We start from the raw sequence: 24,567 nt of genomic DNA, 5'->3' as shown, positions 1-24,567 counted from the left end.
AGTTAGTTACTATTAAAGCGGGCGTTGGGGTTATCCTCAAACGCCCGTTTGTATAAATTAAGTTTATCAAATTACTCACACCTTCGAGAAACTGAACACTATGTCAAAGCGTGATTATTACGAAGTTCTAGGTGTTGGACGAGACACCAGTGAACGCGAAATTAAAAAAGCGTACAAACGCTTAGCGATGAAATTTCACCCTGACCGTAATCCGGGTGACAAAGCCGCAGAAGCCAGCTTTAAAGAAATTAAAGAAGCGTACGAAATTTTAACCGACAGCGACAAGAAAGCGGCTTATGATCAATTTGGTCATGCAGGTGTCGATCCTAATCGTGGTGGACACGGCGGTGGCCAAGGTGATTTTGGCGACATCTTCGGTGATGTTTTCGGCGATATTTTTGGTGGTGGCCGCCGAGGTGGTCAACGTCAAGCTGCACGAGGCAGTGATTTACGTTACAACCTTGAATTGTCTTTGGAAGAAGCCGTACGAGGATTGACCAAAGAGCTGCGAATTCCGACATTAGCCGCGTGTGATTTATGTGACGGTAGTGGTGCTAAAAAAGGTACCTCGGCAAGCACCTGTGGTACTTGTCATGGCCAAGGCCAAGTACAAATGCGCCAAGGCTTTTTTGCTGTTCAGCAAGCCTGTCCTACTTGTCATGGTCGCGGTAAAATCATTAAAGATCCTTGTGGCAAATGTCATGGTGAAGGCCGTGTTGAACAAAGTAAAACACTGTCAGTTAAAATTCCAGCCGGTGTTGATACGGGTGACCGCATTCGTTTGACCAGTGAAGGTGAAGCGGGCGAGTTTGGCGCTCCTCCTGGTGATTTATATGTTCAGGTCAGTGTACGTGAACACGCTATCTTTACCCGTGATGCCAACAATCTATACTGTGAAGTGCCTATTTCATTTAGTAAAGCGGCATTAGGCGGCGAGATTGAAGTACCAACCTTAGATGGCAAAGTTAGCCTTAAGATCCCAACAGAAACTCAAACTGGGCGTATGTTCCGTTTACGCGGTAAAGGGGTCAAGTCAGTTCGCAGCCATGCAGTAGGCGACTTGTTGTGCAAAGTCGTAATGGAAACACCTGTTAATCTGAATGACACGCAAAAAGAGTTACTGCGGGAGTTTGAAGCGACATTAACCGGTGAATCAAAAAAACATAGCCCAAAAGCAGAAGGTTTTTTTGATGGGGTTAAAAGTTTTTTTCAAGACTTAAATAGCTAATAGCCCTATTTTATCTCGTACGACGATTAAGGTTGTTTACCTCAAGGGTAAGCAACCTTTTTATTTATAGTGAGTTATTTTACTTCTGCAACCGTCCTCAGTAGACTTCGTCCATTGTTCACTTAGTGATAATCCCATGCCTTTTTCAACCTTAGCGTTATCTCCTGCTTTACTGTCTGCATTACCGGCAAGGCTCCACGAGCCGACTCGTATTCAAACTCTGGCTATTCCAGCTATTTTGGCCGGAAAAGATGTACTAGCCTTGGCGCAGACTGGCAGTGGCAAAACCTATGCTTATGGTCTCCCTTTACTGCAGACTGTTAATGCCCAGGTTAATGCCGATATAACGGCAATACAGGCTTTAGTCATTGTGCCAACCAGAGAGCTGGCTTCACAGGTGCATGATACTCTTAACCCTATAGCAATGGCGCTTGATATCACAATGGATTTGCTTTGCGGAGGAGAATTACAATCGTTACAAGTTGATCGTTTACACAAGCCTGCAGACATTATAGTGGCTACACCGGGGCGGTTATTGGAATTGACCCAGCAGAAAATAGTGGATTTGAGCTCAGTAAAACGATTAGTGCTTGATGAAGCCGATCGTTTACTCGATATGGGATTTATAGCCGATATCACCAAGCTATTAGCGCTAATGCCAAACAGACAGACATTATTATTTTCAGCAACATTTCCAGAGCCATTAGTGCAATTAACCCAGCAAGTCTTGTCCAAAAACTGCCAAAGAATTGAAGCAAACGTCCTGAATAGCGCCGTGGATGAAATTGAGCAACAATTGTATTTAGTCAATAAAGGCAGCAAGGCACAAGCCTTGATTAATTTGATTAATCAACATCAATGGTCGCAAGTTTTAGTGTTTATTAATGCTAAAGATGATGCTGATTCATTAACCAAAAAGCTACTCAAAGCCGGAATTTCATCTGCCGCGCTTCACGGCGATAAAGATCAAACATTACGCCGACAGACATTGGCTGATTTTAAAGCCCAAAAAGTGAGTGTATTAGTGGCAACGGATTTACTCGCTCGTGGGATCGATATTGAAGCGTTACCTGTGGTGATAAACGCTAACTTACCCAATAGTGCTCCTGTATATGTCCATCGAATAGGCCGTACTGCCCGAGCTGGGTTGCAAGGTGTTGCAATATCTTTGGTGAGTCATAGTGAAATGGAAAGCTTAAATGCCATTCGTGCGTTGACACAAAAGGCATTACCTTTGCAAGCATTAGTGGGTTTTCCGGTGACAGATAAACCGAGCGACTCAAGCAGTAAACGTCCGCCTCGCGACAAACAAGCTAATCGACGCACAACCAACAAACGCAGTATTCGTGACTTTACACCCCATAAAAAGACCTAATTGATTTAATTGATACTCAGTAATCTAGTCTCGACTGCCACTCATAATGACATTGTCATTTGGCAATAACACGTTTGCCCAGTAAAATGAGTCATCGCTTATCCATAATCAATGACTATAATTATTTTACTGACCGCTATGGCAAGTGAATAGTATAAGGATTTACCAGATGAAACCGTTAGTACTCAGTATGTTGTTGACTTCTTTATTAGTTGGCTGTGTGAATAATCAATCGCCGACAGGTCGAGGGCAAACCTTGCTTTTTTCTGATACGCAGATGCAGCAGATGGGCGCTCAGTCGTTTGAGACCATGAAGAAAACTGAAAAAATAAGTCAAAACCAAGCGCAAACCCACTATGTAAACTGTGTTGCCAAGCGTATTACGGCAGTATTACCCGTTCAGTCGCAACAATGGGACGTAGTATTATTTGAATCAGATCAAGTGAATGCATTTGCATTGCCCGGCGGTCACATTGGCGTATATAGTGGATTATTAAACGTCGCGGTTAACCAAGATCAGCTTGCTACTGTAATGGGACATGAAGTGGCCCATGTATTAGCCCAACATAGTAACGAGCAAGTGTCTCGTGCCCAGCTAACAGGGCTGGGTATGCAGGCTGCGGATGCTGCTATTGGGGCATCGGGAGTTGCCAATAAAGATCTGTATATGGCCGGACTTGGGTTAGGGGCTAAAGTGGGGATTATTTTACCCTTTGGTCGCAGCCAAGAATCAGAAGCTGATATCGTCGGTCTTGAGTTAATGGCTAAAGCGGGCTTTAATCCTAACCAAAGTATTACCTTGTGGCAAAACATGGCCAAAGCGGGTGGTGCGCAAGGGCCAGAGCTGTTGTCGACGCATCCGTCACACAGTCATCGCATTGAAGACTTGCAAGCGGCACAAAATCAAGTGATGCCGCTTTATACACAGGCAAGGAAACAGTCTTTGACTGAGTGTAAAATGGCTCACGTTAAATAGCGTTTTTTGCCAACATTGACGCAGTTAATTGTGATAAACTCTGGTGCGAATTTTTTATGTTTATTGAGAGAAAATTATTATGTCAGATTTGTTCAGCACAATGGAACAGCATGCTAGCTACGGTGTAGGTCGTCAAATGGGCGAGCAACTAGCAGCAAACTCTTTTGAAGGTATTGATATCCCTGCCGTTCAGGCTGGTCTTGCTGATGCATTTGCCGGTAAAGAAAGCGCAGTATCAATGGAAGAGCTTCAAGTTGCATTTACTGAAATTAGTCGTCGTTTACAAGAAGAGCAAGAAGCTGCTGCAGAAGAAGCTGCTGCTGAAGGTGAGGCATTCTTAACAGAAAACGCAAATCGTGATGATATTACGGTAACTGAGTCTGGCCTTCAATACGAAGTGCTTGTACAAGGTGACGGCGAAAAACCAACTTACGATTCAACTGTACGTACTCACTACCATGGTACTTTTATCAGTGGTGATGTATTCGACAGCTCTGTTGCTCGTGACCAGCCTGCTGAGTTTCCAGTATCTGGCGTGATTGCCGGTTGGACTGAAGCATTACAGTTAATGCCTATTGGCACTAAGCTTAAATTATATGTCCCGCATCACTTAGCTTACGGTGAGCGCGGCGCGGGTGCATCAATCCCGCCTTACTCAGCTTTGGTATTCGAAATTGAGTTGTTAGAAATTATCTAGTTATTAAAAACGCCTAAGTTAACTTAGGCGTTTTTGTATATGCTGTTTTTGTGTTTACCTTTAGTTAAAACTGGGAGAAATAAATGACTGCAAAAGTGAGAATTGCTGTAGTTGGTGCCAGTGGCCGTATGGGCCGTACACTGATTGAATCTGCTAAACAGCAAGAAGTCATAGTACTTGGCGCTGCTATTGATCGTACCGGGTCAAGTCTAATTGGTGTTGATGCTGGTGAACTCGCTGGTGTCGGCGCAATGAATGTTGCTATTACCGATTCACTTGATAGTGTTGTTAATGACTTTGACGTACTGATCGATTTTACCTCACCAGAATCTTCAATTATTTATCTTGATTGGTGTGCGAAAAATCACAAAGCAATCGTGATCGGTACCACAGGCTTTAATCATGCTCAAAAAACGCTAATTGGTGCCTATTCAGAACAAGTACCCGTGGTGTTAGCGCCTAATATGTCTGTTGGTGTGAATGTGATGTGGAAATTGCTCGCACTGACGACAGAAGTCATGGGTGATTATACCGATATCGAAATAATCGAAGCCCATCATCGGCATAAAAAAGATGCCCCGTCAGGTACCGCGCTTAAAATGGGTGAAATTATAGCCCAAACATTGGGTCGTGATTTAGAGCAATGTGCGGTATTTGGACGTGAAGGTATTACCGGTGAACGCGAACGTAATACCATTGGTTTTGCAACGGTTCGTGCTGGTGACATTGTGGGTGAACACACCGCTATGTTCGCTGATATGGGCGAACGGTTGGAAATAACCCATAAAGCAACGAGCAGGATGACCTTTGCTAATGGGGCGATGAGGGCGGCTTTTTGGCTCTCAGATCAAAATGCAGGTCTGTATGACATGCAGCAAGTATTAGGATTGAACTAGATAATAAAAACACCACTCGTTGGTGTTTTTTTTTGAAAACAATCCGACAAAATATAGACGTAAAAGTTAATTTCTTATAGACTCGCTAGAATTTGTCAAAATTTCGTAATGTAACGAAAATTGATATCTTAATGCAAAATAAAAATAGTGCAAAATAAAAACACCTAATTTAAGTGGCTTGGCTCTTTTCTGGAGGTCGCGTTGACACAGTCTGCCTTACTCGTACTCGAAGATGGAACCGTATTCTCTGGCACCGCAATTGGTGCTACAGGTATATCTGTTGGTGAAGTGGTATTTAATACTTCAATGACAGGTTACCAAGAGATCCTTACGGATCCTTCATATTCACGCCAAATAGTAACATTAACCTATCCTCACATCGGTAACACAGGTACTAATGATGAAGACACAGAATCGGATTCGGTTCATGCATGTGGCTTAATTATTCGTGACTTACCGCTTATGGCGAGTAATTTCCGCAACCAACAATCATTAAGCGATTATTTAAAAGCGAATAATGTGGTTGGTATTGCTGATATTGATACTCGCAAACTCACTCGAATTTTGCGTGAAAAAGGCGCTCAAGCCGGTTGTATTATGGTCGGCGACCTAGATGAAGCGAAAGCTCTGGCAGCCGCGAAAGCGTTCCCAGGGCTAAAAGGCATGGATTTAGCCAAAGAAGTGACCACCGATAAAGCGTATACATGGCGCATGGGTAGCTGGAAATTAGTCGGTGGTTTACCGTCTGAAACACCAGAAGCGGAACTCAAATATAAAATTGTCGCGTACGATTACGGTGTAAAACGTAATATTTTGCGTATGTTGGTTGATCGTGGTTGTGATGTGACTGTAGTACCCGCGCAAACCTCTGCTGCCGATGTACTTGCGATGAACCCAGATGGGGTGTTCCTATCAAACGGACCTGGCGATCCTGAGCCATGCGACTACGCCATTACAGCGATTCAACAAATATTAACAACAGAGATCCCTGTATTTGGCATTTGTCTAGGTCACCAATTATTAGCGCTTGCCTCTGGTGCTAAAACCTTAAAAATGAAATTTGGTCACCATGGTGCAAACCATCCAGTGAGCAATCTTAAAAATGGCAGCGTGATGATCACCAGTCAAAACCACGGTTTTGCTGCCGATGAAACCACGTTACCGGCTAACATTAAGGTGACTCACAAGTCATTATTTGATGGTTCATTACAAGGTATTCATCTATCTGACAAGCCTGCATTTAGTTTTCAGGGTCACCCTGAAGCGAGTCCAGGCCCAACCGATGCCGCGCCACTGTTCGATCATTTTATCGAGCTCATTGAACAATACCGTCAGCACGCTAAGTAGTTATCTGGGAGAAGACGACGCAATGCCAAAACGTACAGATATAAAAAGTATTCTTATCCTAGGTGCCGGTCCAATTGTTATTGGTCAGGCGTGTGAGTTTGATTATTCAGGTGCGCAAGCCTGTAAAGCGCTTCGTGAAGAAGGCTATCGTGTCATTTTGGTCAACTCTAATCCTGCGACCATTATGACCGACCCTGAAATGGCCGATGCAACGTATATCGAACCAATACATTGGGAAGTGGTACGCAACATCATTGCCAAGGAGCGTCCTGATGCAATTCTACCGACTATGGGTGGACAAACTGCACTGAACTGCGCCCTTCAGCTTGAAGCAAAAGGAGTGCTAAAAGAGTTTAATGTTGAAATGATTGGTGCGACAGCGGATGCGATTGATAAAGCTGAAGACCGCAGTCGTTTCGACAAAGCGATGAAATCTATTGGGTTAGATTGTCCTCGTGCTGGAATTGCGCATAACATGGATGAAGCTTATGGCGTATTAGATATGGTGGGCTTTCCCTGTATCATTCGTCCGTCTTTCACCATGGGTGGTAGCGGCGGGGGGATTGCTTACAACAAAGAAGAGTTTGAAGAGATTTGTTCTCAAGGCTTAGACTTGTCGCCAACTAACGAATTATTGATTGATGAATCATTAATTGGTTGGAAAGAATATGAGATGGAAGTGGTTCGTGACCGCAACGATAACTGTATTATCGTCTGTGCTATCGAAAACTTTGACCCAATGGGTGTTCACACCGGTGACTCAATTACCGTTGCGCCAGCACAAACCCTTACCGACAAAGAATATCAATTAATGCGAAACGCTTCTTTAGCCGTATTGCGTGAAATTGGTGTTGAAACCGGTGGTTCAAACGTACAGTTTGGTATTTGTCCTGATACGGGCCGTATGGTCATTATTGAGATGAATCCACGCGTATCTCGTTCATCTGCATTAGCCTCTAAAGCGACTGGTTTTCCGATTGCTAAAATCGCCGCAAAACTGGCTGTCGGTTACACATTAGACGAGCTAAGTAACGACATTACTGGTGGTAAAACACCCGCATCGTTCGAGCCTGCTATCGACTACGTTGTCACCAAAATACCGCGTTTTAATTTTGAAAAGTTTGCTGGTGCAAATGACCGCTTAACGACGCAAATGAAGTCTGTGGGTGAAGTAATGGCTATTGGCCGTACTTTCCAAGAGTCATTGCAAAAAGCCTTACGCGGCCTTGAAGTGGGTCGTAACGGTTTTGATTCGGTTGTTGATTTACAATCACCCGAAGCTATGCAACGTATTCGTCATGAATTAAAAGAGCCGGGTTGTGATCGTATTTGGTACATCGCTGATGCATTCCGTGCAGGGTTAAGTCGTGACGATATTTTCACATTGACTAATATTGACCATTGGTTCTTGGTTCAAATCGAAGATTTGATTAACCAAGAAGCGAAAGTCGCTGAACTGGGTATGTCAGGTTTAGAGAAAAACTACTTACGCCAATTAAAGCGTAAAGGTTTCTCTGATGCGCGTTTAGCCGATGTGTTAGGTGTCAATGAAAGTGAAATTCGTAAACTACGTCATCGCCATGAAATTCACCCAGTTTATAAGCGTGTAGATACTTGTGCTGCTGAATTTTCAACTGATACAGCTTACATGTATTCAACCTATGAAGAAGAGTGTGAAGCTAACCCATCGAACCGTGAAAAAATCATGATTCTGGGTGGTGGACCGAATCGTATCGGACAAGGTATTGAGTTCGATTACTGTTGTGTCCATGCGGCATTAGCATTACGCGAAGACGGTTATGAAACCATCATGGTTAACTGTAACCCTGAAACGGTATCAACCGACTACGACACATCTGATCGCTTGTACTTTGAGCCTGTAACGTTAGAAGATGTGCTCGAAATCGTGCGTATCGAAAAGCCAAAAGGCGTAATCGTACAATACGGTGGTCAAACCCCGCTTAAACTCGCGCGAGAATTAGAAGCCGCAGGCGTACCGATTATCGGTACCAGTCCTGATGCGATTGACCGTGCAGAAGACCGTGAACGCTTCCAACAAGCGATTCAACGTTTAAACATGAAGCAGCCTGAAAATGCTACCGTGACGACGGTTGAAAGTGCGGTGATTGAAGCTGAAATTATCGGTTATCCACTGGTAGTTCGTCCATCTTATGTGTTGGGCGGCCGTGCGATGGAAATCGTCTACGACAAGCAAGATTTACTGCGCTACTTTAATGAAGCGGTTAAAGTCTCTAATGCATCACCAGTATTACTTGATCACTTCTTAGATGATGCCATTGAAGTGGATATAGATGCTGTATGTGACGGTGAAACTGTGGTGGTTGGCGCCATTATGGAGCACATTGAACAAGCAGGGGTTCACTCTGGTGACTCAGGTTGTTCATTACCACCTTATACCTTAAGTGCTGATGTTCAGGCGAGAATGCGTGACCAAGTCTCTAAATTGGCTTTTGAGTTAGGCGTAATCGGCTTAATGAACGTGCAGTTTGCGGTAAAAGATAACGAAATCTATATGATTGAAGTTAATCCACGTGCAGCCCGTACCGTCCCGTTTGTGTCTAAAGCGACAGGTGTTCCTTTAGCTAAAATTGCCGCGCGTGTCATGGTTGGCCAAAGCCTGATTTCACAAAACTTTACCAAAGAAGTGATCCCACCTTATTTCTCTGTCAAAGAAGTGGTATTGCCATTTAACAAGTTCCCAGGTGTTGATCCACTGTTAGGTCCTGAAATGCGATCAACTGGTGAAGTGATGGGCGTTGGCGATACTTTTGCTGAAGCGTATGCAAAAGCACAACTGGGTGCCACATCTGAAGTACCTAAGTCTGGTCGTGCGTTATTATCTGTGCGTAATAGTGATAAAAAACGTGTTGCTGATTTAGCCTCTAAGTTAATTGAGCTAGGTTATCAAATTGATGCCACTCATGGTACCGCCATTATCTTGGGTGAAGCTGGGATTAATCCTCGTTTAGTTAACAAGGTACATGAAGGTCGTCCACACATTCTTGATCGTATTAAGAATGGTGAATATACCTACATTGTTAACACCACAGAAGGTCGTCAAGCCATTGAAGACTCTCGCCAGATCCGCCGTGGAGCATTGCGCTATAAGGTAAATTACACTACGACATTAAATGCCGCTTTTGCGACGTGTTTAGCGCATGCTGCAGATGATCGTATCAAAGTGACCTCAGTGCAAGAGTTACACAAACGCATTAAAGGTTAACTTTATTGTGTGCTAATGATTAAGGTCGCCATTAGGCGACCTTTTTTATGACATTTTGGTGAAGCATGACTAGCAAGTCGGTAAAAGCTTAGGTAAGCTGTCTGCCATCATCTAAAAGATGCATCCAAGAGACGCATGCTAACTAGAATGCGTACTTCCAACTGAATTTTGACTGTGTTGATTTTGTCAGCACGGGATGCTTTTGTTTTTAAAGGAGACAAAGACATTATGAGTAAGGTCCCAATGACTGTAATTGGCGCAGATCAACTACGTAAAGAACTGGTAATATTAAAGTTCGATCGCCGTCCAAAAATTACCGAAGCGATTGCTTCTGCGCGTGAATTAGGTGATTTAAAAGAAAATGCAGAATACCATGCTGCCCGTGAAGATCAGGGGATTTGTGAAGCGCGTATTCGTGACATTGAAGGTAAATTATCTAATGCTCAAATTATTGATGTCACCACATTAGACAATACCGGCCGGATCATTTTTGGTACTACAGTGACTATTTTGAACTTGGATACGGATGCCGAAGTGACCTATCGTATTGTGGGTGATGACGAGGCAGAAATTAAACAAAATTTAATTTCTGTTAATTCACCGATTGCACGTGGATTAATTGGTAAAAGTGAAGGCGATGAAGTATCGATTACCACACCCGGTGGCTTGACTGATTATGAGATCGTTGCGGTTAAATATATTTAAGCGATGTGAGTCAGCTAGGGTAAATATTTTCTAACAATATGTTTTAATTGTTAAATTAAAAAAGCCGGTTAAGTATTTATTTTATTTTATGCTAAATCCATTATCGATATAAATGATCACTAGCCTGACCTAGCACTAAATAGAATACTATTTAGTGCTTTTTTATATCTATTACAAACAGAGTGCATTCCATATAGACCAAAATAAATGTAAAAAAATTCATTTGCACATTAAAGGTGCAACAGATATTATCGCCTGGATTTACATTGCTGTTACATTTTGTCGGGCAAAATACAACATTTTTTGAAACATTCCGTTGACAGATCCCGTTGAAACATTGCTTTGAAATTATGTTCTATCTTCTATCTTCTATTTAAATTATATTTCGACATTTTGATTTCAAATACTAGCAACTATGTCGTTTGATAAAATAAGGTCATTATGACGTTTCCATGGGCTCGTATACTACTCATGCTGGTAATTGTGGGGTTGTGTTCAATCTTTCTCATCAATAGCCACGTGTTGGTGTTAGCGTCGGTGCCATTTGCTACGTCTCCTGGATACTCTTACCCATATGATGTGGATACGGTGACAGATGATCGTATTTGTCAACAGCCAATAAGTTTAACCTCTCTTGATATAATGCTGTCTTCAGTTCAGTTAGTCGATGGTTCAATTGATAGTTCAATTGATAGTTCAATTGATAGTGATGTGCGTTGACATAAACCAACAGCCTTAAGTGACACACTCATAGAGGTTAACAGTGCATTATTGAGCTAGTTAGGAACTATTATCAACAGGCTCTATTTTTGAGCAATCTAATCCAAATGATATTTATTATGTGGCCACTTATTCGGCACGTTATATCAGTATTGCTCAACGTCAATTAAATGAAACAAGTCCTAATGATGTATTGGGCTATGAGTTTTTTCGCCGCCAATAGCGAGTTTAACCATAGGGTATCCAATTAACGTCAATCCACAATTGGACTGGATTTTGTCAACGACGTCGCCCCTTCAAGACTTTCCGCCTAGAAAGATCTAATTTACTTTTCGTTCACGCTCACATCAGCTAACGATTTTCTGCATTGATTGAAAACGTCATTAGCTTTACTAATGAGCTTTACTGTAGATAGATGAGTTGGTTAAAACCGCTCATTACTGGCTATACATTTTTTATCCAGGCTTAACTCACCTCGATTTAGTGAGATCAAATATTATGAAATCCAAATCGAAAACGCATTAATTAAATCATTATTCTCAGTGGAAATACTGGTTATTAATTAGCATATTAATCATCTTGTTTATGAGTGCATTAGCGTCTTGGTATGGTGAAGAGTCGCGGTACACTCACAATTAACCCGGCCCAATCACTGACAGTAGAGCAATTCCATCATCTGCTATATTAAGCGGGGATCAACAGGTTACGCATCGAACAGCAACAAGATAATTTGTTTGTGGCAATAAATGGTGCCGATATTCTTATTAAAAATAAACGTTTTGATCTCAAAATGGTATTAGCCGTATTAAATAATGTATTAACGTATTATGCAGCAACGGGGGGGTCTTAAGTCGATCAATAATTGGTCGTCAAAGGTGGCTTGTGTTGTCTAATGGCTATGCCGTGTATTATGGAATATTCAAGTTTTCGCTTTGAGTGGCGTACAGCTTCTGGTGCGTTATTGGCTCTGGTATATGATGTGGTGTTTGTGTTGGTTTTTTGCGGTAAGCCAAATGGAATCAAATTTAACCGTACTGGCGGCTATTTTAGCTTACTCGTTTAATGACTCTATTATCGAAAATAAGATGGGTAAACAACTTATTACAAAGCCTTTGTGGGATGTGCCGGACATTAATAATGGCGCTATTAAGTCGACTTTTTTGAGCTCAATGGTGACATCAGAGACTACATTATAAACTGTATACGCATTATTGATTATGGATTATGGATTACGGATAATGGGTGGAGCACTATTGGAGGGAATTTAATCGCATTATTTATTGGGATCGTTACAGGTACTTGGTCATTTTTTTCAATTGATGCTACCTTGCCTGAATTTTTAGGATTAAAGGCACAACATTATTAAGTCGTTCCTTTACCCAACCATCCTTGATTAATGATAATTCATCTCTAATAAAAAAGCCGCTGAATTCAGCGGCTTTTTATAAAAGAATGCGAGATTATTTGGCTTTAGGCAAAGCAATCTTCATTTCGGCAGACTGACGGAAAATGACTAAGACATGACCGATAAGTTGCACTTTCGCAGACTGGGTTTCACGTACAATGGCGTCAACGATGGCATTTTTGAGCTCTCTGTCGGCAGAGGCTACTTTTACTTTAATCAATTCATGATGTGTAAGCGCGCTATCAATTTCAGCCAGAACACCTTCAGTTAGTCCATTGCCACCAAGCAGCACCACTGGTTTTAAACTGTGCGCCAGACCTTTTAAATGCTGTTTTTGTTTGGTTGTTAAGTTCATTTGTACCAACTTTTGCTGAGTTACTGTTGAAAAACGGGTATTCTACCCTTATATACACCTTATGTAACTCTGAATCGTTGCGGAATTTTAATGACAACAAAAAAACGTACGGCGAGCTCAAGTCGCTGGATGCAAGAACACTTTGATGATCACTATGTGAAATTAGCCCAGAAACGCGGTTTACGTTCACGAGCAGCATTTAAGTTAGAAGAGATCCAACAAAAAGATCACTTGATAAAACAGGGGATGACAGTTGTTGATTTAGGTGCAGCACCGGGTGGCTGGTCGCAAGTGGCCGTTAAACTTGCTGGCGACAAAGGTAAAGTCATTGCTTGTGATATTTTACCAATGGATCCGATTGTTGGTGTTGATTTCCTTCAAGGTGATTTTAGAGAAAACAAAGTACTCGAAGCATTGCTTGAGCGTGTAGGTCAAGATAAAGTGGATGTGGTACTATCAGATATGGCCCCGAACATGAGTGGTTCGGATGCTGTTGATCAACCTAAAGGTATGTATTTAGTTGAATTAGCGTTAGATATGTGTCATCAAGTGTTGACGCCCAACGGCTGTTTTGCTGTTAAAGTCTTTCAGGGGGAGGGCTTTGACGACTACATAAAAACAGTTAAACAGGCATTCAAAGTAGTAAAAACCCGTAAACCAGACTCCTCTAGAGCACGCTCTCGAGAAGTCTACTTAGTGGCGACTGGTTACAAGTTGTAGTAGTCTAACGTTAATAATCGCAGGACTGTTAAGAGGTCTAGTAAATTGAGTGACATGGCAAAAAATTTAATTCTCTGGGTTGTCATCGCTGTTGTACTGATGTCAGTGTTTCAGGGTTATTCCCCCTCTTCTTCGAATACGCAGAAGATGGATTATTCCGCCTTTTTGGACAATGTTCGAAATGGTCAAATTAACACGGTCGAAATAAAAAGCGACCAACGAACAATTGAAGGGACTAAACGTACCGGCGAAAAGTTCACCACTATTATGCCTATTGTTGACCAAGATTTAATTAATGATCTTGATCGCAAAGGTATCACCATGAAAGGCCAAGAGGCTGAAGAGTCAGGTTTTTTAACCCAAATCTTTATTTCATGGTTCCCGATGTTACTGTTGATTGGGGTTTGGATATTCTTCATGCGTCAAATGCAAGGCGGTGGTGGAAAAGGCGCAATGTCGTTTGGCAAAAGTAAAGCCAAACTGATGAGCGAAGACCAAATTAAAACCACCTTTGCTGATGTTGCTGGCTGTGATGAAGCAAAAGAAGAAGTAAAAGAACTGGTTGATTATTTACGTGACCCAACCAAGTTCCAAAAGCTAGGCGGTCGGATTCCTACTGGCGTGTTGATGGTAGGGCAACCAGGTACGGGTAAAACCTTGCTAGCTAAGGCGATTGCCGGTGAATCTAAGGTGCCATTCTTTACCATATCAGGTTCTGATTTTGTGGAAATGTTTGTTGGTGTTGGCGCATCCCGTGTGCGTGACATGTTCGAACAAGCTAAAAAATCTTCGCCTTGTATCATTTTTATCGATGAAATCGATGCTGTAGGTCGCCAACGTGGTGCTGGTGTTGGTGGTGGTCACGATGAGCGTGAGCAGACGTTAAACCAACTGCTGGTTGAGATGGATGGTTTCGAAGGTAATGAAGGTGTTATCGTTATCGCGGCAACTAACCGCCCTGATGTTCTTGATGCTGCATTGCTTCGCCCAGGTCGATTTGACCGTCAAGTGGTTGTCGGCTTGCCTGATGTGCGTGGTCGTGAACAAATCCTTAAAGTGCATATGCGTAAAGTGCCTTTGTCAGACGATGTTAAAGCAAGTGTTATTGCTCGTGGTACGCCAGGATTCTCTGGTGCAGACTTAGCCAACCTTGTTAACGAAGCTGCGTTGTTTGCTGCTCGTGGTAATCGTCGTGTTGTTGGTATGGAAGAGTTCGAGCGTGCTAAAGATAAAATCATGATGGGTGCTGAGCGCCGTTCTATGGTGATGTCTGAAGCGGACAAAGAGATGACTGCTTATCATGAAGCTGGACATGCGATTGTAGGCTGCTTAGTACCAGAGCATGATCCTGTGCATAAAGTGACTATTATTCCGCGTGGACGTGCATTAGGGGTAACTTTCTTCCTACCGGAAGCCGATGCTGTGAGCCAAAGCCGTCGCAAACTTGAATCACAGATTTCAGTTGCCTATGGTGGACGTTTAGCTGAAGAGATTATTTACGGCACTGAAAAAGTGTCTACTGGAGCGTCGCAAGATATCAAATACGCGACGTCGATTGCCCGTAACATGGTTACCCAATGGGGCTTCTCCGATAAACTGGGTCCTTTACTCTATGCAGAAGAAGAAAACGAAGTTTTCTTAGGCCGCAGTATGGGTAAATCTAAGGCTATGTCGGGTGAGACTGCGACACTAATTGATTCAGAAACTAAAGTGTTTATTGATAAAAACTATCAACGGGCACAAACGTTACTAAACGACAATTTGGATATTTTACATGCGATGAAAGATGCGCTGATGAAATATGAAACGATTGATTCGTTGCAAATTGATGATTTGATGAAGCGACGTGAAGTGCGTATGCCTGCTGAATGGCAAAAAGATGAATCATCTGACGATAAAGATAATGGCAATAGCACGCCTAAATCTGAAGTTGAAACACCTGTCGATGAGGTTAAAGCCGATACTAGTGACGCTAAAACCGACACGAGTGAAACGGATGAATCACCAGCTAAATAAATAATTTAGTGAATAAAGAAAACCCCGCAAGGGGTTTTCTTTTTTTTAACCTTATGTAGGACAATACCTGTGTTTCAATTAACTCATGCCAATAAAACCCTCGACTTATCAGCACCTGTAGTGATGGGCATTGTAAACGTGACCCCTGATTCTTTTTCTGATGGCGGCGAATATATCGGATTTGAACAAGCCTGTCGCCATGTCGACGATATGGTGGAACAAGGTGCATTAATTATTGACGTGGGTGGAGAGTCAACTCGACCTGGTGCTGCTGAAGTCACTCTTGAGCAAGAGATCGCTCGTGTTATTCCTATCATCGAATACACGGCTAAAACACACAATGTATGGATTTCAATCGATACTAGCAAACCTGAAGTGATGGAGCAGGCTGTGGATGCCGGTGCCAATATGATCAATGATGTGCGCGCATTACAAATGCCTGGTGCATTAGCCATGGCCGCTACGTTAGATGTGCCTATTTGCTTGATGCACATGCAAGGCGAGCCGCAAACCATGCAAGATGAACCTGAGTATCAGGATGTGATTGATGAGGTGGTTGCTTTTTTCGAATTGCGTATTGCTTACTGCGAAGCCGCCGGAATTGAGCGAGAACGCTTAATTCTCGATCCAGGTTTTGGCTTTGGCAAAACTTTAGCGCATAATTACCGCCTATTAGCGACATTACCAAGATTACATGAGTTTCACTTACCTTTATTGGTTGGTCTGTCGCGAAAAAGCATGATTGGTGACCTGTTAGCGCGCGATATCGATCAACGCCTTGCTGGTAGTCTTGCTGGGGCATTAATTGCTGCTCAACAAGGTGCGCATATTATACGAGTCCATGATGTTCCAGAAACTGCCGATGTACTTAAGGTGATGTCAGAAACAATGGCCAATATATAGCGACATCGGCATGATAACGTTATAAGTAACCACAGAATGGGATAATCAATGGTTATCAAACCGCTGTTTGTTCTGCTATCTGTGTTGCATTGACTGGCAATAGGCTAGCTATTGCAAGTCAATGTGTCTTGTGAGCAAAAAATGGCAAGTTTGATATTAAATTGGTGAATAGTCTTATTGAAACTTACTTACCCTATCTCTTAACGTGAGATAAGGTTAAGTAGAGTCAAATCACTTAAGTGGGGACCTGTGAAGCAAAGAAAGTTTTTTGGAACCGATGGTATTCGCGGCAGAGTAGGGGCGGGTAAAATGACCCCTGAGCTGGCATTGAAGCTCGGTTGGGCTGCAGGGCGGGTATTGTCTCGCAATGGCACCCAAAAAGTGATTATTGGTAAAGACACCCGCATTTCCGGCTACTTGTTTGAATCGGCTTTAGAGGCTGGATTGTCAGCTGCGGGACTCAACGTTTTGTTACTTGGTCCAATGCCTACCCCCGCGGTTGCTTATTTAACTCGCACATTTCGCGCGGAAGCTGGCGTGGTGATCAGTGCGTCACATAATCCATATTATGATAACGGTATCAAGTTTTTCTCAAACAATGGCAGTAAACTAGATGATGCCATTGAGCTAGAAATAGAGGCTGAACTTGAAAAGCCGTTAGTGTGTGTTGAATCTCATTTATTAGGCAAGGCTCGAAGAGTTGAAGATGCTGCAGGGCGTTATATTGAATATTGCAAAGGGAATTTTCCAGCGGATCAAACACTTGAAGGTTTGAAAATTGTTGTTGATTGTGCACATGGTGCAACCTACCACATAGCTCCTAATGTATTTCGTGAATTGGGTGCTGATGTGATTACTATTGGCGATAAGCCAAACGGCATAAACATCAATGACAAAGTCGGCGCAACCTCTATGGCTAAAATTTGTGAAACGGTATTAGCCGAAAAAGCGGATTTAGGTATCGCATTAGATGGTGATGGCGATCGCATTATGATGGTAAATAGCCGCGGTGACGTGATTGATGGTGATCAAATCTTATATATTTTAGCGGTAGATGCTCAAAAACGTGGTATTTTAAAAGGCGGTGTAGTGGGCACGTTAATGTCTAACCTAGGGTTAGATTTAGCATTACAAGCGCTTGATATTCCTTTTGTTCGCTCAAAGGTCGGTGACCGCTATGTCATGGAAATACTCAAAGAGAAACAGTGGCGTATCGGAGGTGAAAACTCTGGCCATATTCTTAATCTCGATCATGGCACCACCGGTGATGGCATTGTTGCAGGTATTCTAGTGTTAGCTGCAATGCGACGTCAAAAAGCATCACTTGAACAATTGACTGAATCAATAAAGATGTTGCCGCAGGTATTGGTAAATGTCCGTTTTGAAGGAAACTCAAACCCGCTGGATACTGATGCTGTGAGATCAGCGCAAGCTGATGTTGAGCAACAATTAGGTATTCGTGGGCGAGTATTATTGCGAAAGTCGGGAACAGAACCGTTAATCAGGGTTATGGTTGAGGGGGATGACCATCCGCAAGTGCTTGCACATGCAAACCGTATTGCTGACGCGGTAAAGGCAGCATGTTAATTATTTGAATATTCAATTTGTTGTTGCTCGCTCAAAAAGTAGCCGCTTCGACAGCTTATGTGAAATATTCCCCTTTTAGCTCTTGTAACTTGATAAGTGGTTCGCTATTATTCACGCCGCTTTCAGAGGAGACAGTGAATGGCACTCAGACGTCCTATGGTCGCTGGTAACTGGAAAATGAATGGTAATTCGGCCTTGGCCCAAGAGCTATTTAAGAAGTTTGCTACCAAGCTCCAAAATGATTCAGCTGAAGTGGTTTTATGCCCGCCTTCAATTTATCTTGAAAGTGTTCGGCAGCTGCTTGAAGCCAATAAGCAAACCTTAGACGGAGCGCTTGTTAGAATGGGCGCACAAAATCTTAGTCATCATGATTTTGGTGCTTACACCGGCGAAATATCCGGGCAGATGCTAAAAGATTCTGGATGTCGATATGTCATTATCGGCCATTCCGAACGTCGCCGTATGTACGGAGAGACGAGTAATATAGTGGCAGAGAAATTTGCCGCAGCACAAAAAAATGGTCTGACACCGATTTTATGTGTAGGTGAATCAGGACCGGCTCGTGAAGCAAGACGTACCTTTGAGGTGATTGCCGAAGAGCTTGATATAGTAATTGAAAAAAACGGTACCATGGCTTTTGATAACGCAATTATCGCCTACGAACCTTTATGGGCAGTAGGGACAGGTAAGAGCGCTACACCAGAGCAGGCACAAGAAGTACATGCGTTTATTCGCAGTCGCCTCTCTGAAGTGTCTCCTTTTATAGGAGAGAATATCAGGATTCTTTACGGTGGTAGTGTCACCCCAAGCAATGCGGCAGATATATTTGCCCAGCCTGATGTTGATGGTGGTCTGATTGGCGGTGCAAGTTTGAACTCAAGTGAGTTTTTAAGTTTATGTACCATAGCGATGAGCGCATAATTATATGTACGAAGTTCTTATAGTTGTATACTTGGTGGTAGCGTTAGGTCTTATCGGCTTAATTTTAATCCAACAAGGAAAGGGTGCCGATATGGGTGCATCTTTCGGAGCCGGTGCTTCAGGCACATTATTTGGCTCAAGTGGCTCAGGTAACTTCCTGACCCGCAGTACTGCAGTATTAGCCATTGGTTTCTTTGCATTGAGTTTAGTGATTGGTAATTTAAGTGCTAATCACACTCAAGAAAATGATCAGTGGCAAGATTTAGGTCCAGCAGCAGAGCAAATCATTGATGATGCGCCTGTGCAAACCGAACAGTCAGAAACGAAAATTCCTGACTAGTATACCAGGTGTCGCCGAGGTGGTGGAATTGGTAGACGCGCAGCCTTGAGGTGGCTGTGTCTTAACGGACGTGCGGGTTCAAGTCCCGCTCTCGGCACCAAATTTAAACTAACAAATCATGGATAGCGTTTGATTAGTTATTGCAAGATATAGAGTAAATCAATATACTTGCATGAGTTGACGCGGGGTGGAGCAGTTGGTAGCTCGTCGGGCTCATAACCCGAAGGTCGTCGGTTCAAATCCGGCCCCCGCAACCAGCTCCTTGTGATTTAACTTCTAGAGAAGATAAATTACAATTTACAGGTTTTATAATAAAATGACCTCGTGATTACGGGGTTTTTTGTTATATAGACTTTTAAATGTCCGTGTTTTATACGGATTGCAATGGGGGCTACTAGCCCTTTTTCTGTTTTTTTGGGGGTCATTTTTGGCAACAATAGAATCCAAGCTAGTTGAAATGTTAACAGTACCTGTTGAAGCGTTAGGCTTTAAACTATGGGGCATTGAGTATATTCAAGCTGGTCGTCATTCAATATTACGTGTTTTTATTGAGCACGAGAATGGCATCAATATTGAAGATTGTGCAGAAGCCAGTCGTCAAGTTAGCGCAGTTATGGATGTTGAAGACCCTATTTCTACAGAATATACATTAGAAGTCTCTTCACCTGGCGTAGATAGACCCTTATTTACCGCTGAGCAATATGTGGCCTATGTAGGTGAAGATGCAAAAGTACAATTGACTATGCCTGTTGCCGGTAGTCGTAATTTAAAAGGCGTCATCAATAGCGTTGATGGGCAAATGCTCACCATCACCGTTGATGGTAAAGACTTGATTGTTGCTTTGGATAATATCCGTAAAGGCAGCATTATCGCTAAGTTTTGATAGTTTCAGGTGAAGAACGAGGCAAGACCAAATGAATAAAGAGATCCTGCTAGTCGCAGAAGCGGTTTCCAATGAGAAAGGCCTTCCGCGCGAGAAAATTTTCGAAGCGCTAGAAATTGCACTGGCTACCGCAACAAAGAAAAAATACGAAGGCGATATTGAAGTTCGTGTAGCCATTGATCGTAAAACAGGCCATTACGACACCTTCCGTCGTTGGTTGGTTGTTGATGATCAAGGTCAAGTTCTGGAAAATCCATACAGCGAAATTACGTTTGAAGCCGCTCGTTATGAAGAACCAGAGATTCAAGTGGGTGAGTTTATCGAAGATCAAATTGACTCAGTTGCATTTGACCGCATCGCCACTCAAACCGCTAAACAAGTTATCGTGCAAAAAGTACGTGAAGCTGAACGTGCACAAATTGTTGAACAATTTATTGAGCGTGAAGGTGAAATTGTTACCGGCGTGGTGAAGAAAAGTACACGAGAAAGTGTGGTTGTCGATTTAGGTAACAATGCCGATGGTGTGTTATTTAAAGAAGATTTAATCAGCCGTGAATCTTTCCGTCCTGGTGACCGTGTACGTGCATTATTGTACTCAGTACGTCCAGAGGCTCGTGGCGCGCAGTTGTTTTTAACTCGCAGTAAGCCTGAAATGTTAATTGAGCTATTTCGGGTTGAAGTGCCAGAGATTTATGACGAGTTGATCGAAGTCATGGGTGCTGCTCGTGATCCAGGTGCTCGTGCTAAAATCGCGGTTAAATCAAATGACCGTCGCATTGACCCTATAGGTGCTTGTGTTGGTATGCGTGGTGCACGTGTGCAAGCCGTATCAAACGAATTAGGCGGCGAGCGAGTGGATATTGTGATGTGGGATGATAATCCGGCACAATATGTGATCAATGCCATGGCGCCAGCTGATGTAGCATCTATCATTGTGGATGAAGATAACCATTCGATGGATATCGCTGTAGAAGCTGACAGTTTGGCACAGGCTATTGGCCGTAATGGTCAAAACGTACGTTTAGCGACTCAACTTACTGGTTGGGAACTAAACGTAATGACCGTTGAAGACCTGAACAAAAAACACCAAGCCGAAAGTGCGAAAGTGATTGACTTGTTTGTGGATTATCTGGATGTAGATAAAGATTTTGCAGCCGTTTTGGCTGATGAGGGATTCACTTCGTTAGAAGAAGTTGCTTATGTTCCAGAATCTGAACTATTAGCAATAGAAGGTTTCGACGAAGGAATCGTTGAAGCATTACGTGAACGTGCAAAGGCGGCAATCTCGACAAGAGCATTAGCGTCTGAAGAAGCGTTAGATGGTGCAGAGCCAAGTGATGACTTACTAGCATTGGAAGGATTAGAAAGACATTTAGCTTACGTTCTTGCGAGCAAAGGTGTAGTGACTTTAGAAAACTTGGCCGAGCAAGGTATTGACGATTTAATTGATATTGAAGAATTAACAGAAGAAAAAGCAGGTGAGCTCATCATGGCTGCCCGCAATATCTGTTGGTTTGGCGAAGAAGCATAAGTCGATCAACAGGGGGATTTAATTGATGGCAGATACAAGCGTAGAAAAATTAGCAGTGGAAGTGGGAAAATCGGTCGATCGATTAATCGAGCAATTCTCACAAGCTGGTATAAGTAAAAAACAACTCGATACTGTTTCAGAAAACGAGAAGCAGAAGCTTCTTGATTATCTAAAAAAACAGCATGGTGCAGATTCAGTTCCGACTAAAATGACATTGCAGCGTAAAACATTGTCTACCTTAAGTGTTGCAAGCACTGGCGGTCAGTCAAAAGACGTGAAAGTAGAAGTGCGCAAGAAACGTACTTTTGTTAAACGTGAAGATGCAGAATTAGCAAAACAAGCTGAATTAGAAGCTCAAGCAAAAGCCAAAGCAGAAGCTGAAGCCCAAGCAAAAGCCGAAGCTGAAGCAAAAGTAGCGGCAGAAGCGAAAGCTAATGCAGAAGCGAAGAAAAAAGCGGAAGCAGAAGCCAAATTGAAATCAGAAAAAGTAAAATCTGAACCTAAAGTAACTAAAGTTGCTGACCCAGAAACTGCAGCAGCAAAAGTTGAAGCGGATCGTTTAAAAGCGACTCAAGACGCTGTGCTTACTCAAAAGCAAAAAGATGAAGCCGCGAAAGCTGCTGAAACAGCACGTCAACTTGCTGAAGTAAATTCAAAGCGTTGGGCTGAAGAAGAACGTCAACGTTTAGATGCTGAAAAGAACGGTGATCATCACATCACAACATCTCAAGTTGCTCGTGCAGCAGAAGACAGTTCAGATGCTGATGATGAAAAACGTGGTCGTCGTGCTCGCAATAAAAGCGCCAATAAAAAACGTGGCGGAAAAGATGCGCGTGGCGGACGCGAAAAACACATGCGTAATCGCAGTACTGCACCAGAATCTATGGCACACGGTTTTAATAAACCCGCTGCAGCTGTAAGTCGTGACGTGCGTATTGGTGAAACCGTAACCGTATCCGAATTAGCTCACTTAATGGCAATTAAAGCCACAGTGATCATCAAGCAAATGATGAAAATGGGTACAATGGTAACGATTAACCAAGTACTTGACCAAGAAACTGCCCAAATGATTGCAGAAGAATTAGGTCATAAAGTGGTTCTTATTCGTGAAAATGAACTTGAACATCAAGTTATGCAAGATCGCGATGACAATATCCAGCTAGAATCACGTGCGCCAGTTGTTACTATCATGGGTCACGTTGACCACGGTAAAACGTCGTTACTGGATTATATCCGTCGTGCGAAAGTGGCGGCTGGCGAAGCCGGTGGTATTACCCAGCATATTGGTGCATACCACGTTGAAACTGAAAACGGCATGATCACCTTCCTTGATACTCCTGGTCACGCGGCGTTTACGTCAATGCGTGCTCGTGGTGCTAAGGCGACCGATATTGTTATTTTGGTTGTTGCTGCCGATGATGGCGTAATGCCACAAACGATTGAAGCGATTCAACATGCTAAAGCGGGTAATGTACCGTTAATCGTTGCTGTTAACAAAATGGATAAGCCAGATGCTGATCCTGATCGTGTTAAGAGTGAATTGTCTCAACATGGCATCATGTCAGACGATTGGGGCGGAGATAACATGTTCGTTCATGTATCAGCTAAAACTGGTATGGGCGTTGACGAATTGTTAGAAGGTATTTTACTTCAATCTGAAGTATTAGAACTTAAATCGGTCCGTGATGGAATGGCGGCGGGTGTGGTTATCGAATCGCAACTTGATAAAGGTCGTGGCCCAGTAGCCACTATCTTGGTTCAAGAAGGTACGTTGCGCCAAGGTGATATCGTTTTATGTGGTTTAGAGTACGGTAAAATCCGTGCGATGAAAGACGAAAACGGTCATGCTATCACTGAAGCGGGTCCCTCTATTCCAGTAGAGATCTTAGGTCTTTCTGGTGTGCCGTCAGCGGGTGATGAAGCGACAGTAGTACGTGATGAACGTAAAGCTCGCGAAGTTTCGTTGTATCGTCAAGGTAAATTCCGTGACATTAAGTTAGCGCGTCAGCAGAAGTCTAAGCTAGAAAACATGTTTGCCAACATGGAAGAAGGCGAAGTACAAGAACTGAATATCGTACTTAAAGCGGATGTTCAAGGTTCTCTTGAAGCTATTTGTGAATCTTTAGCTAAACTGTCTACTGATGAAGTTAAAGTGAACATTATTGCTCGAGGTGTCGGTGCATTAACTGAAACCGACGCAACATTAGCAGCCGCTTCAAATGCGATTCTTGTTGGTTTCAACGTACGTGCAGATGCACAGGCTCGTAAGACCATTGAATCAGAAAGTGTTGATTTACGTTATTACAGCATCATCTACAACTTAATTGATGAAGTTCGAGCTGCAATGACAGGTATGTTAATACCTGAGTTCAGACAAGAAATTATCGGCCTTGCTCAAGTTCGTGAAGTCTTTAAGTCTCCTAAAATTGGCGCTATCGCTGGTTGTATGGTTACTGAAGGTATCGTTAAACGTAGCGCACCAATTCGTGTATTACGTGAAAACGTGGTTATCTTCGAAGGTGAACTTGAATCATTACGCCGCTTTAAAGACGATACTCCAGACGTCCGTAATGGCATGGAATGTGGTATCGGTGTCAAGAACTACAACGACGTCCGAGTGGGCGATCAAATTGAAGTTTTTGAAACAGTCGAAATTGCTCGCACCTTATAAGAACCAATGGAAGGGCGGCTTTAGCCGCCCTTTTTGATTGTAGACCT

At 42.9% G+C, this 24,567-nt stretch carries 20 protein-coding genes, 2 tRNA genes and 1 pseudogene; 22 read left to right on the top strand and 1 reads right to left on the bottom strand.

Translation table 11 applies throughout. The features are described from left to right. Positions 1-100: 100 nt before the first annotated feature. The 11 genes and pseudogenes from dnaJ to secF form a co-directional block, all read left to right on the top strand. On the top strand, positions 101-1,228 hold the full coding sequence (gene dnaJ / locus EGC80_RS21600; RefSeq protein ID WP_101032532.1) for a molecular chaperone DnaJ: 1,128 nt from the start codon (positions 101-103) through the stop codon (positions 1,226-1,228). A 136-nt stretch (positions 1,229-1,364) separates the two neighbouring features. Further along, entirely contained in the window at positions 1,365-2,603 is a 1,239-nt protein-coding gene (locus EGC80_RS21595) for a DEAD/DEAH box helicase (RefSeq protein WP_124012085.1), read from the top strand. Between the two features lie 169 nt (positions 2,604-2,772). Continuing rightward, complete coding sequence (locus tag EGC80_RS21590; RefSeq protein ID WP_124012084.1) at positions 2,773-3,579, top strand: M48 family metallopeptidase; 807 nt, start codon at positions 2,773-2,775, stop codon at positions 3,577-3,579. Between the two features lie 79 nt (positions 3,580-3,658). Beyond that, positions 3,659-4,276, top strand: coding sequence for an FKBP-type peptidyl-prolyl cis-trans isomerase (locus tag EGC80_RS21585; RefSeq protein ID WP_101032529.1), 618 nt, complete (start codon positions 3,659-3,661; stop codon positions 4,274-4,276). Between the two features lie 83 nt (positions 4,277-4,359). Continuing rightward, positions 4,360-5,172, top strand: a complete 813-nt coding sequence (gene dapB / locus EGC80_RS21580) for a 4-hydroxy-tetrahydrodipicolinate reductase (protein WP_124012083.1) — start codon at positions 4,360-4,362, stop codon at positions 5,170-5,172. A gap of 189 nt (positions 5,173-5,361) precedes the next feature. After that, a complete protein-coding gene (gene carA, locus EGC80_RS21575; protein WP_124012082.1) occupies positions 5,362-6,519 on the top strand; it encodes a glutamine-hydrolyzing carbamoyl-phosphate synthase small subunit in 1,158 nt (385 codons plus the stop codon). A 22-nt stretch (positions 6,520-6,541) separates the two neighbouring features. Beyond that, positions 6,542-9,763 carry a carbamoyl-phosphate synthase large subunit gene (gene carB, locus EGC80_RS21570; RefSeq protein WP_124012081.1) on the top strand — a complete coding sequence of 1,074 codons (3,222 nt, stop codon included), beginning with the start codon at positions 6,542-6,544 and terminating at the stop codon, positions 9,761-9,763. A gap of 228 nt (positions 9,764-9,991) precedes the next feature. Beyond that, positions 9,992-10,468, top strand: coding sequence for a transcription elongation factor GreA (gene greA / locus EGC80_RS21565; protein ID WP_101032525.1), 477 nt, complete (start codon positions 9,992-9,994; stop codon positions 10,466-10,468). A gap of 441 nt (positions 10,469-10,909) precedes the next feature. Then, positions 10,910-11,188: a hypothetical protein gene (locus EGC80_RS21560; RefSeq protein ID WP_124012080.1), complete on the top strand. Its 279-nt coding sequence runs from the start codon at positions 10,910-10,912 to the stop codon at positions 11,186-11,188. Between the two features lie 561 nt (positions 11,189-11,749). Continuing rightward, positions 11,750-11,827, top strand: coding sequence for a hypothetical protein (locus EGC80_RS22935; RefSeq protein ID WP_325049181.1), 78 nt, complete (start codon positions 11,750-11,752; stop codon positions 11,825-11,827). 223 nt (positions 11,828-12,050) lie between these two features. Then, positions 12,051-12,554 (top strand): annotated as a pseudogene (secF, locus tag EGC80_RS23075) (protein translocase subunit SecF); the annotation flags it as partial. Positions 12,555-12,648: 94 nt separating this feature from the next. Here secF and yhbY read toward each other — a convergent pair. After that, complete coding sequence (gene yhbY, locus EGC80_RS21550; RefSeq protein ID WP_101032524.1) at positions 12,649-12,948, bottom strand: ribosome assembly RNA-binding protein YhbY; 300 nt, start codon at positions 12,946-12,948, stop codon at positions 12,649-12,651. Between the two features lie 90 nt (positions 12,949-13,038). Here yhbY and rlmE point away from each other — a divergent pair, with 90 nt between their 5' ends. From rlmE to infB, 11 genes are all read left to right on the top strand, one after another. After that, complete coding sequence (gene rlmE, locus EGC80_RS21545; RefSeq protein ID WP_101032523.1) at positions 13,039-13,668, top strand: 23S rRNA (uridine(2552)-2'-O)-methyltransferase RlmE; 630 nt, start codon at positions 13,039-13,041, stop codon at positions 13,666-13,668. 45 nt (positions 13,669-13,713) lie between these two features. Next, the gene (gene ftsH, locus EGC80_RS21540) at positions 13,714-15,684 is read left to right on the top strand and encodes an ATP-dependent zinc metalloprotease FtsH (protein ID WP_101032522.1); all 1,971 of its coding nucleotides are present in this window, start codon (positions 13,714-13,716) and stop codon (positions 15,682-15,684) included. A gap of 123 nt (positions 15,685-15,807) precedes the next feature. Next, on the top strand, positions 15,808-16,587 hold the full coding sequence (folP, locus tag EGC80_RS21535) for a dihydropteroate synthase (RefSeq protein ID WP_283107413.1): 780 nt from the start codon (positions 15,808-15,810) through the stop codon (positions 16,585-16,587). A 249-nt stretch (positions 16,588-16,836) separates the two neighbouring features. Next, complete coding sequence (gene glmM / locus EGC80_RS21530; protein ID WP_124012078.1) at positions 16,837-18,174, top strand: phosphoglucosamine mutase; 1,338 nt, start codon at positions 16,837-16,839, stop codon at positions 18,172-18,174. Positions 18,175-18,312: 138 nt separating this feature from the next. Then, on the top strand, positions 18,313-19,095 hold the full coding sequence (tpiA, locus tag EGC80_RS21525) for a triose-phosphate isomerase (RefSeq protein WP_101032519.1): 783 nt from the start codon (positions 18,313-18,315) through the stop codon (positions 19,093-19,095). 4 nt (positions 19,096-19,099) lie between these two features. Next, entirely contained in the window at positions 19,100-19,435 is a 336-nt protein-coding gene (gene secG / locus EGC80_RS21520; RefSeq protein ID WP_101032518.1) for a preprotein translocase subunit SecG, read from the top strand. Between the two features lie 13 nt (positions 19,436-19,448). Then, positions 19,449-19,535, top strand: a tRNA-Leu gene (locus tag EGC80_RS21515). 81 nt (positions 19,536-19,616) lie between these two features. Continuing rightward, a tRNA-Met gene (locus EGC80_RS21510) sits at positions 19,617-19,692 on the top strand. Positions 19,693-19,862: 170 nt separating this feature from the next. Further along, positions 19,863-20,318: a ribosome maturation factor RimP gene (rimP, locus tag EGC80_RS21505; protein WP_124012077.1), complete on the top strand. Its 456-nt coding sequence runs from the start codon at positions 19,863-19,865 to the stop codon at positions 20,316-20,318. Between the two features lie 31 nt (positions 20,319-20,349). Further along, positions 20,350-21,849: a transcription termination factor NusA gene (nusA, locus tag EGC80_RS21500; RefSeq protein WP_101032516.1), complete on the top strand. Its 1,500-nt coding sequence runs from the start codon at positions 20,350-20,352 to the stop codon at positions 21,847-21,849. A 25-nt stretch (positions 21,850-21,874) separates the two neighbouring features. Then, positions 21,875-24,520 (top strand): translation initiation factor IF-2, encoded by a 2,646-nt coding sequence (gene infB / locus EGC80_RS21495; RefSeq protein WP_124012076.1) that lies wholly within the window; start codon positions 21,875-21,877, stop codon positions 24,518-24,520. The last annotated feature ends 47 nt before the right edge of the window (positions 24,521-24,567 follow it).

Source organism: Shewanella psychromarinicola, from assembly GCF_003855155.1.
In the GTDB taxonomy this organism is placed as follows: Bacteria; Pseudomonadota; Gammaproteobacteria; order Enterobacterales; family Shewanellaceae; genus Shewanella; species Shewanella psychromarinicola.
Note: the sequence above shows the minus strand (reverse complement) of the source record. Positions and strands in the feature narration are given on the sequence as shown.

Coding starts and splice junctions, on each gene's coding strand:
- dapB (WP_124012083.1), top strand. CDS start 4,360: ATGACTGCAAAAGTGAGAATTGCTGTAGTTGGTGCCAGTGGCCGTATG.
- EGC80_RS21590 (WP_124012084.1), top strand. CDS start 2,773: ATGAAACCGTTAGTACTCAGTATGTTGTTGACTTCTTTATTAGTTGGC.
- carB (WP_124012081.1), top strand. CDS start 6,542: ATGCCAAAACGTACAGATATAAAAAGTATTCTTATCCTAGGTGCCGGT.
- EGC80_RS21560 (WP_124012080.1), top strand. CDS start 10,910: ATGACGTTTCCATGGGCTCGTATACTACTCATGCTGGTAATTGTGGGG.
- greA (WP_101032525.1), top strand. CDS start 9,992: ATGAGTAAGGTCCCAATGACTGTAATTGGCGCAGATCAACTACGTAAA.
- EGC80_RS21585 (WP_101032529.1), top strand. CDS start 3,659: ATGTCAGATTTGTTCAGCACAATGGAACAGCATGCTAGCTACGGTGTA.
- yhbY (WP_101032524.1), bottom strand. CDS start 12,948: ATGAACTTAACAACCAAACAAAAACAGCATTTAAAAGGTCTGGCGCAC.
- tpiA (WP_101032519.1), top strand. CDS start 18,313: ATGGCACTCAGACGTCCTATGGTCGCTGGTAACTGGAAAATGAATGGT.
- infB (WP_124012076.1), top strand. CDS start 21,875: ATGGCAGATACAAGCGTAGAAAAATTAGCAGTGGAAGTGGGAAAATCG.
- EGC80_RS21595 (WP_124012085.1), top strand. CDS start 1,365: ATGCCTTTTTCAACCTTAGCGTTATCTCCTGCTTTACTGTCTGCATTA.
- rlmE (WP_101032523.1), top strand. CDS start 13,039: ATGACAACAAAAAAACGTACGGCGAGCTCAAGTCGCTGGATGCAAGAA.
- nusA (WP_101032516.1), top strand. CDS start 20,350: ATGAATAAAGAGATCCTGCTAGTCGCAGAAGCGGTTTCCAATGAGAAA.
- dnaJ (WP_101032532.1), top strand. CDS start 101: ATGTCAAAGCGTGATTATTACGAAGTTCTAGGTGTTGGACGAGACACC.
- folP (WP_283107413.1), top strand. CDS start 15,808: ATGGGCATTGTAAACGTGACCCCTGATTCTTTTTCTGATGGCGGCGAA.
- secG (WP_101032518.1), top strand. CDS start 19,100: ATGTACGAAGTTCTTATAGTTGTATACTTGGTGGTAGCGTTAGGTCTT.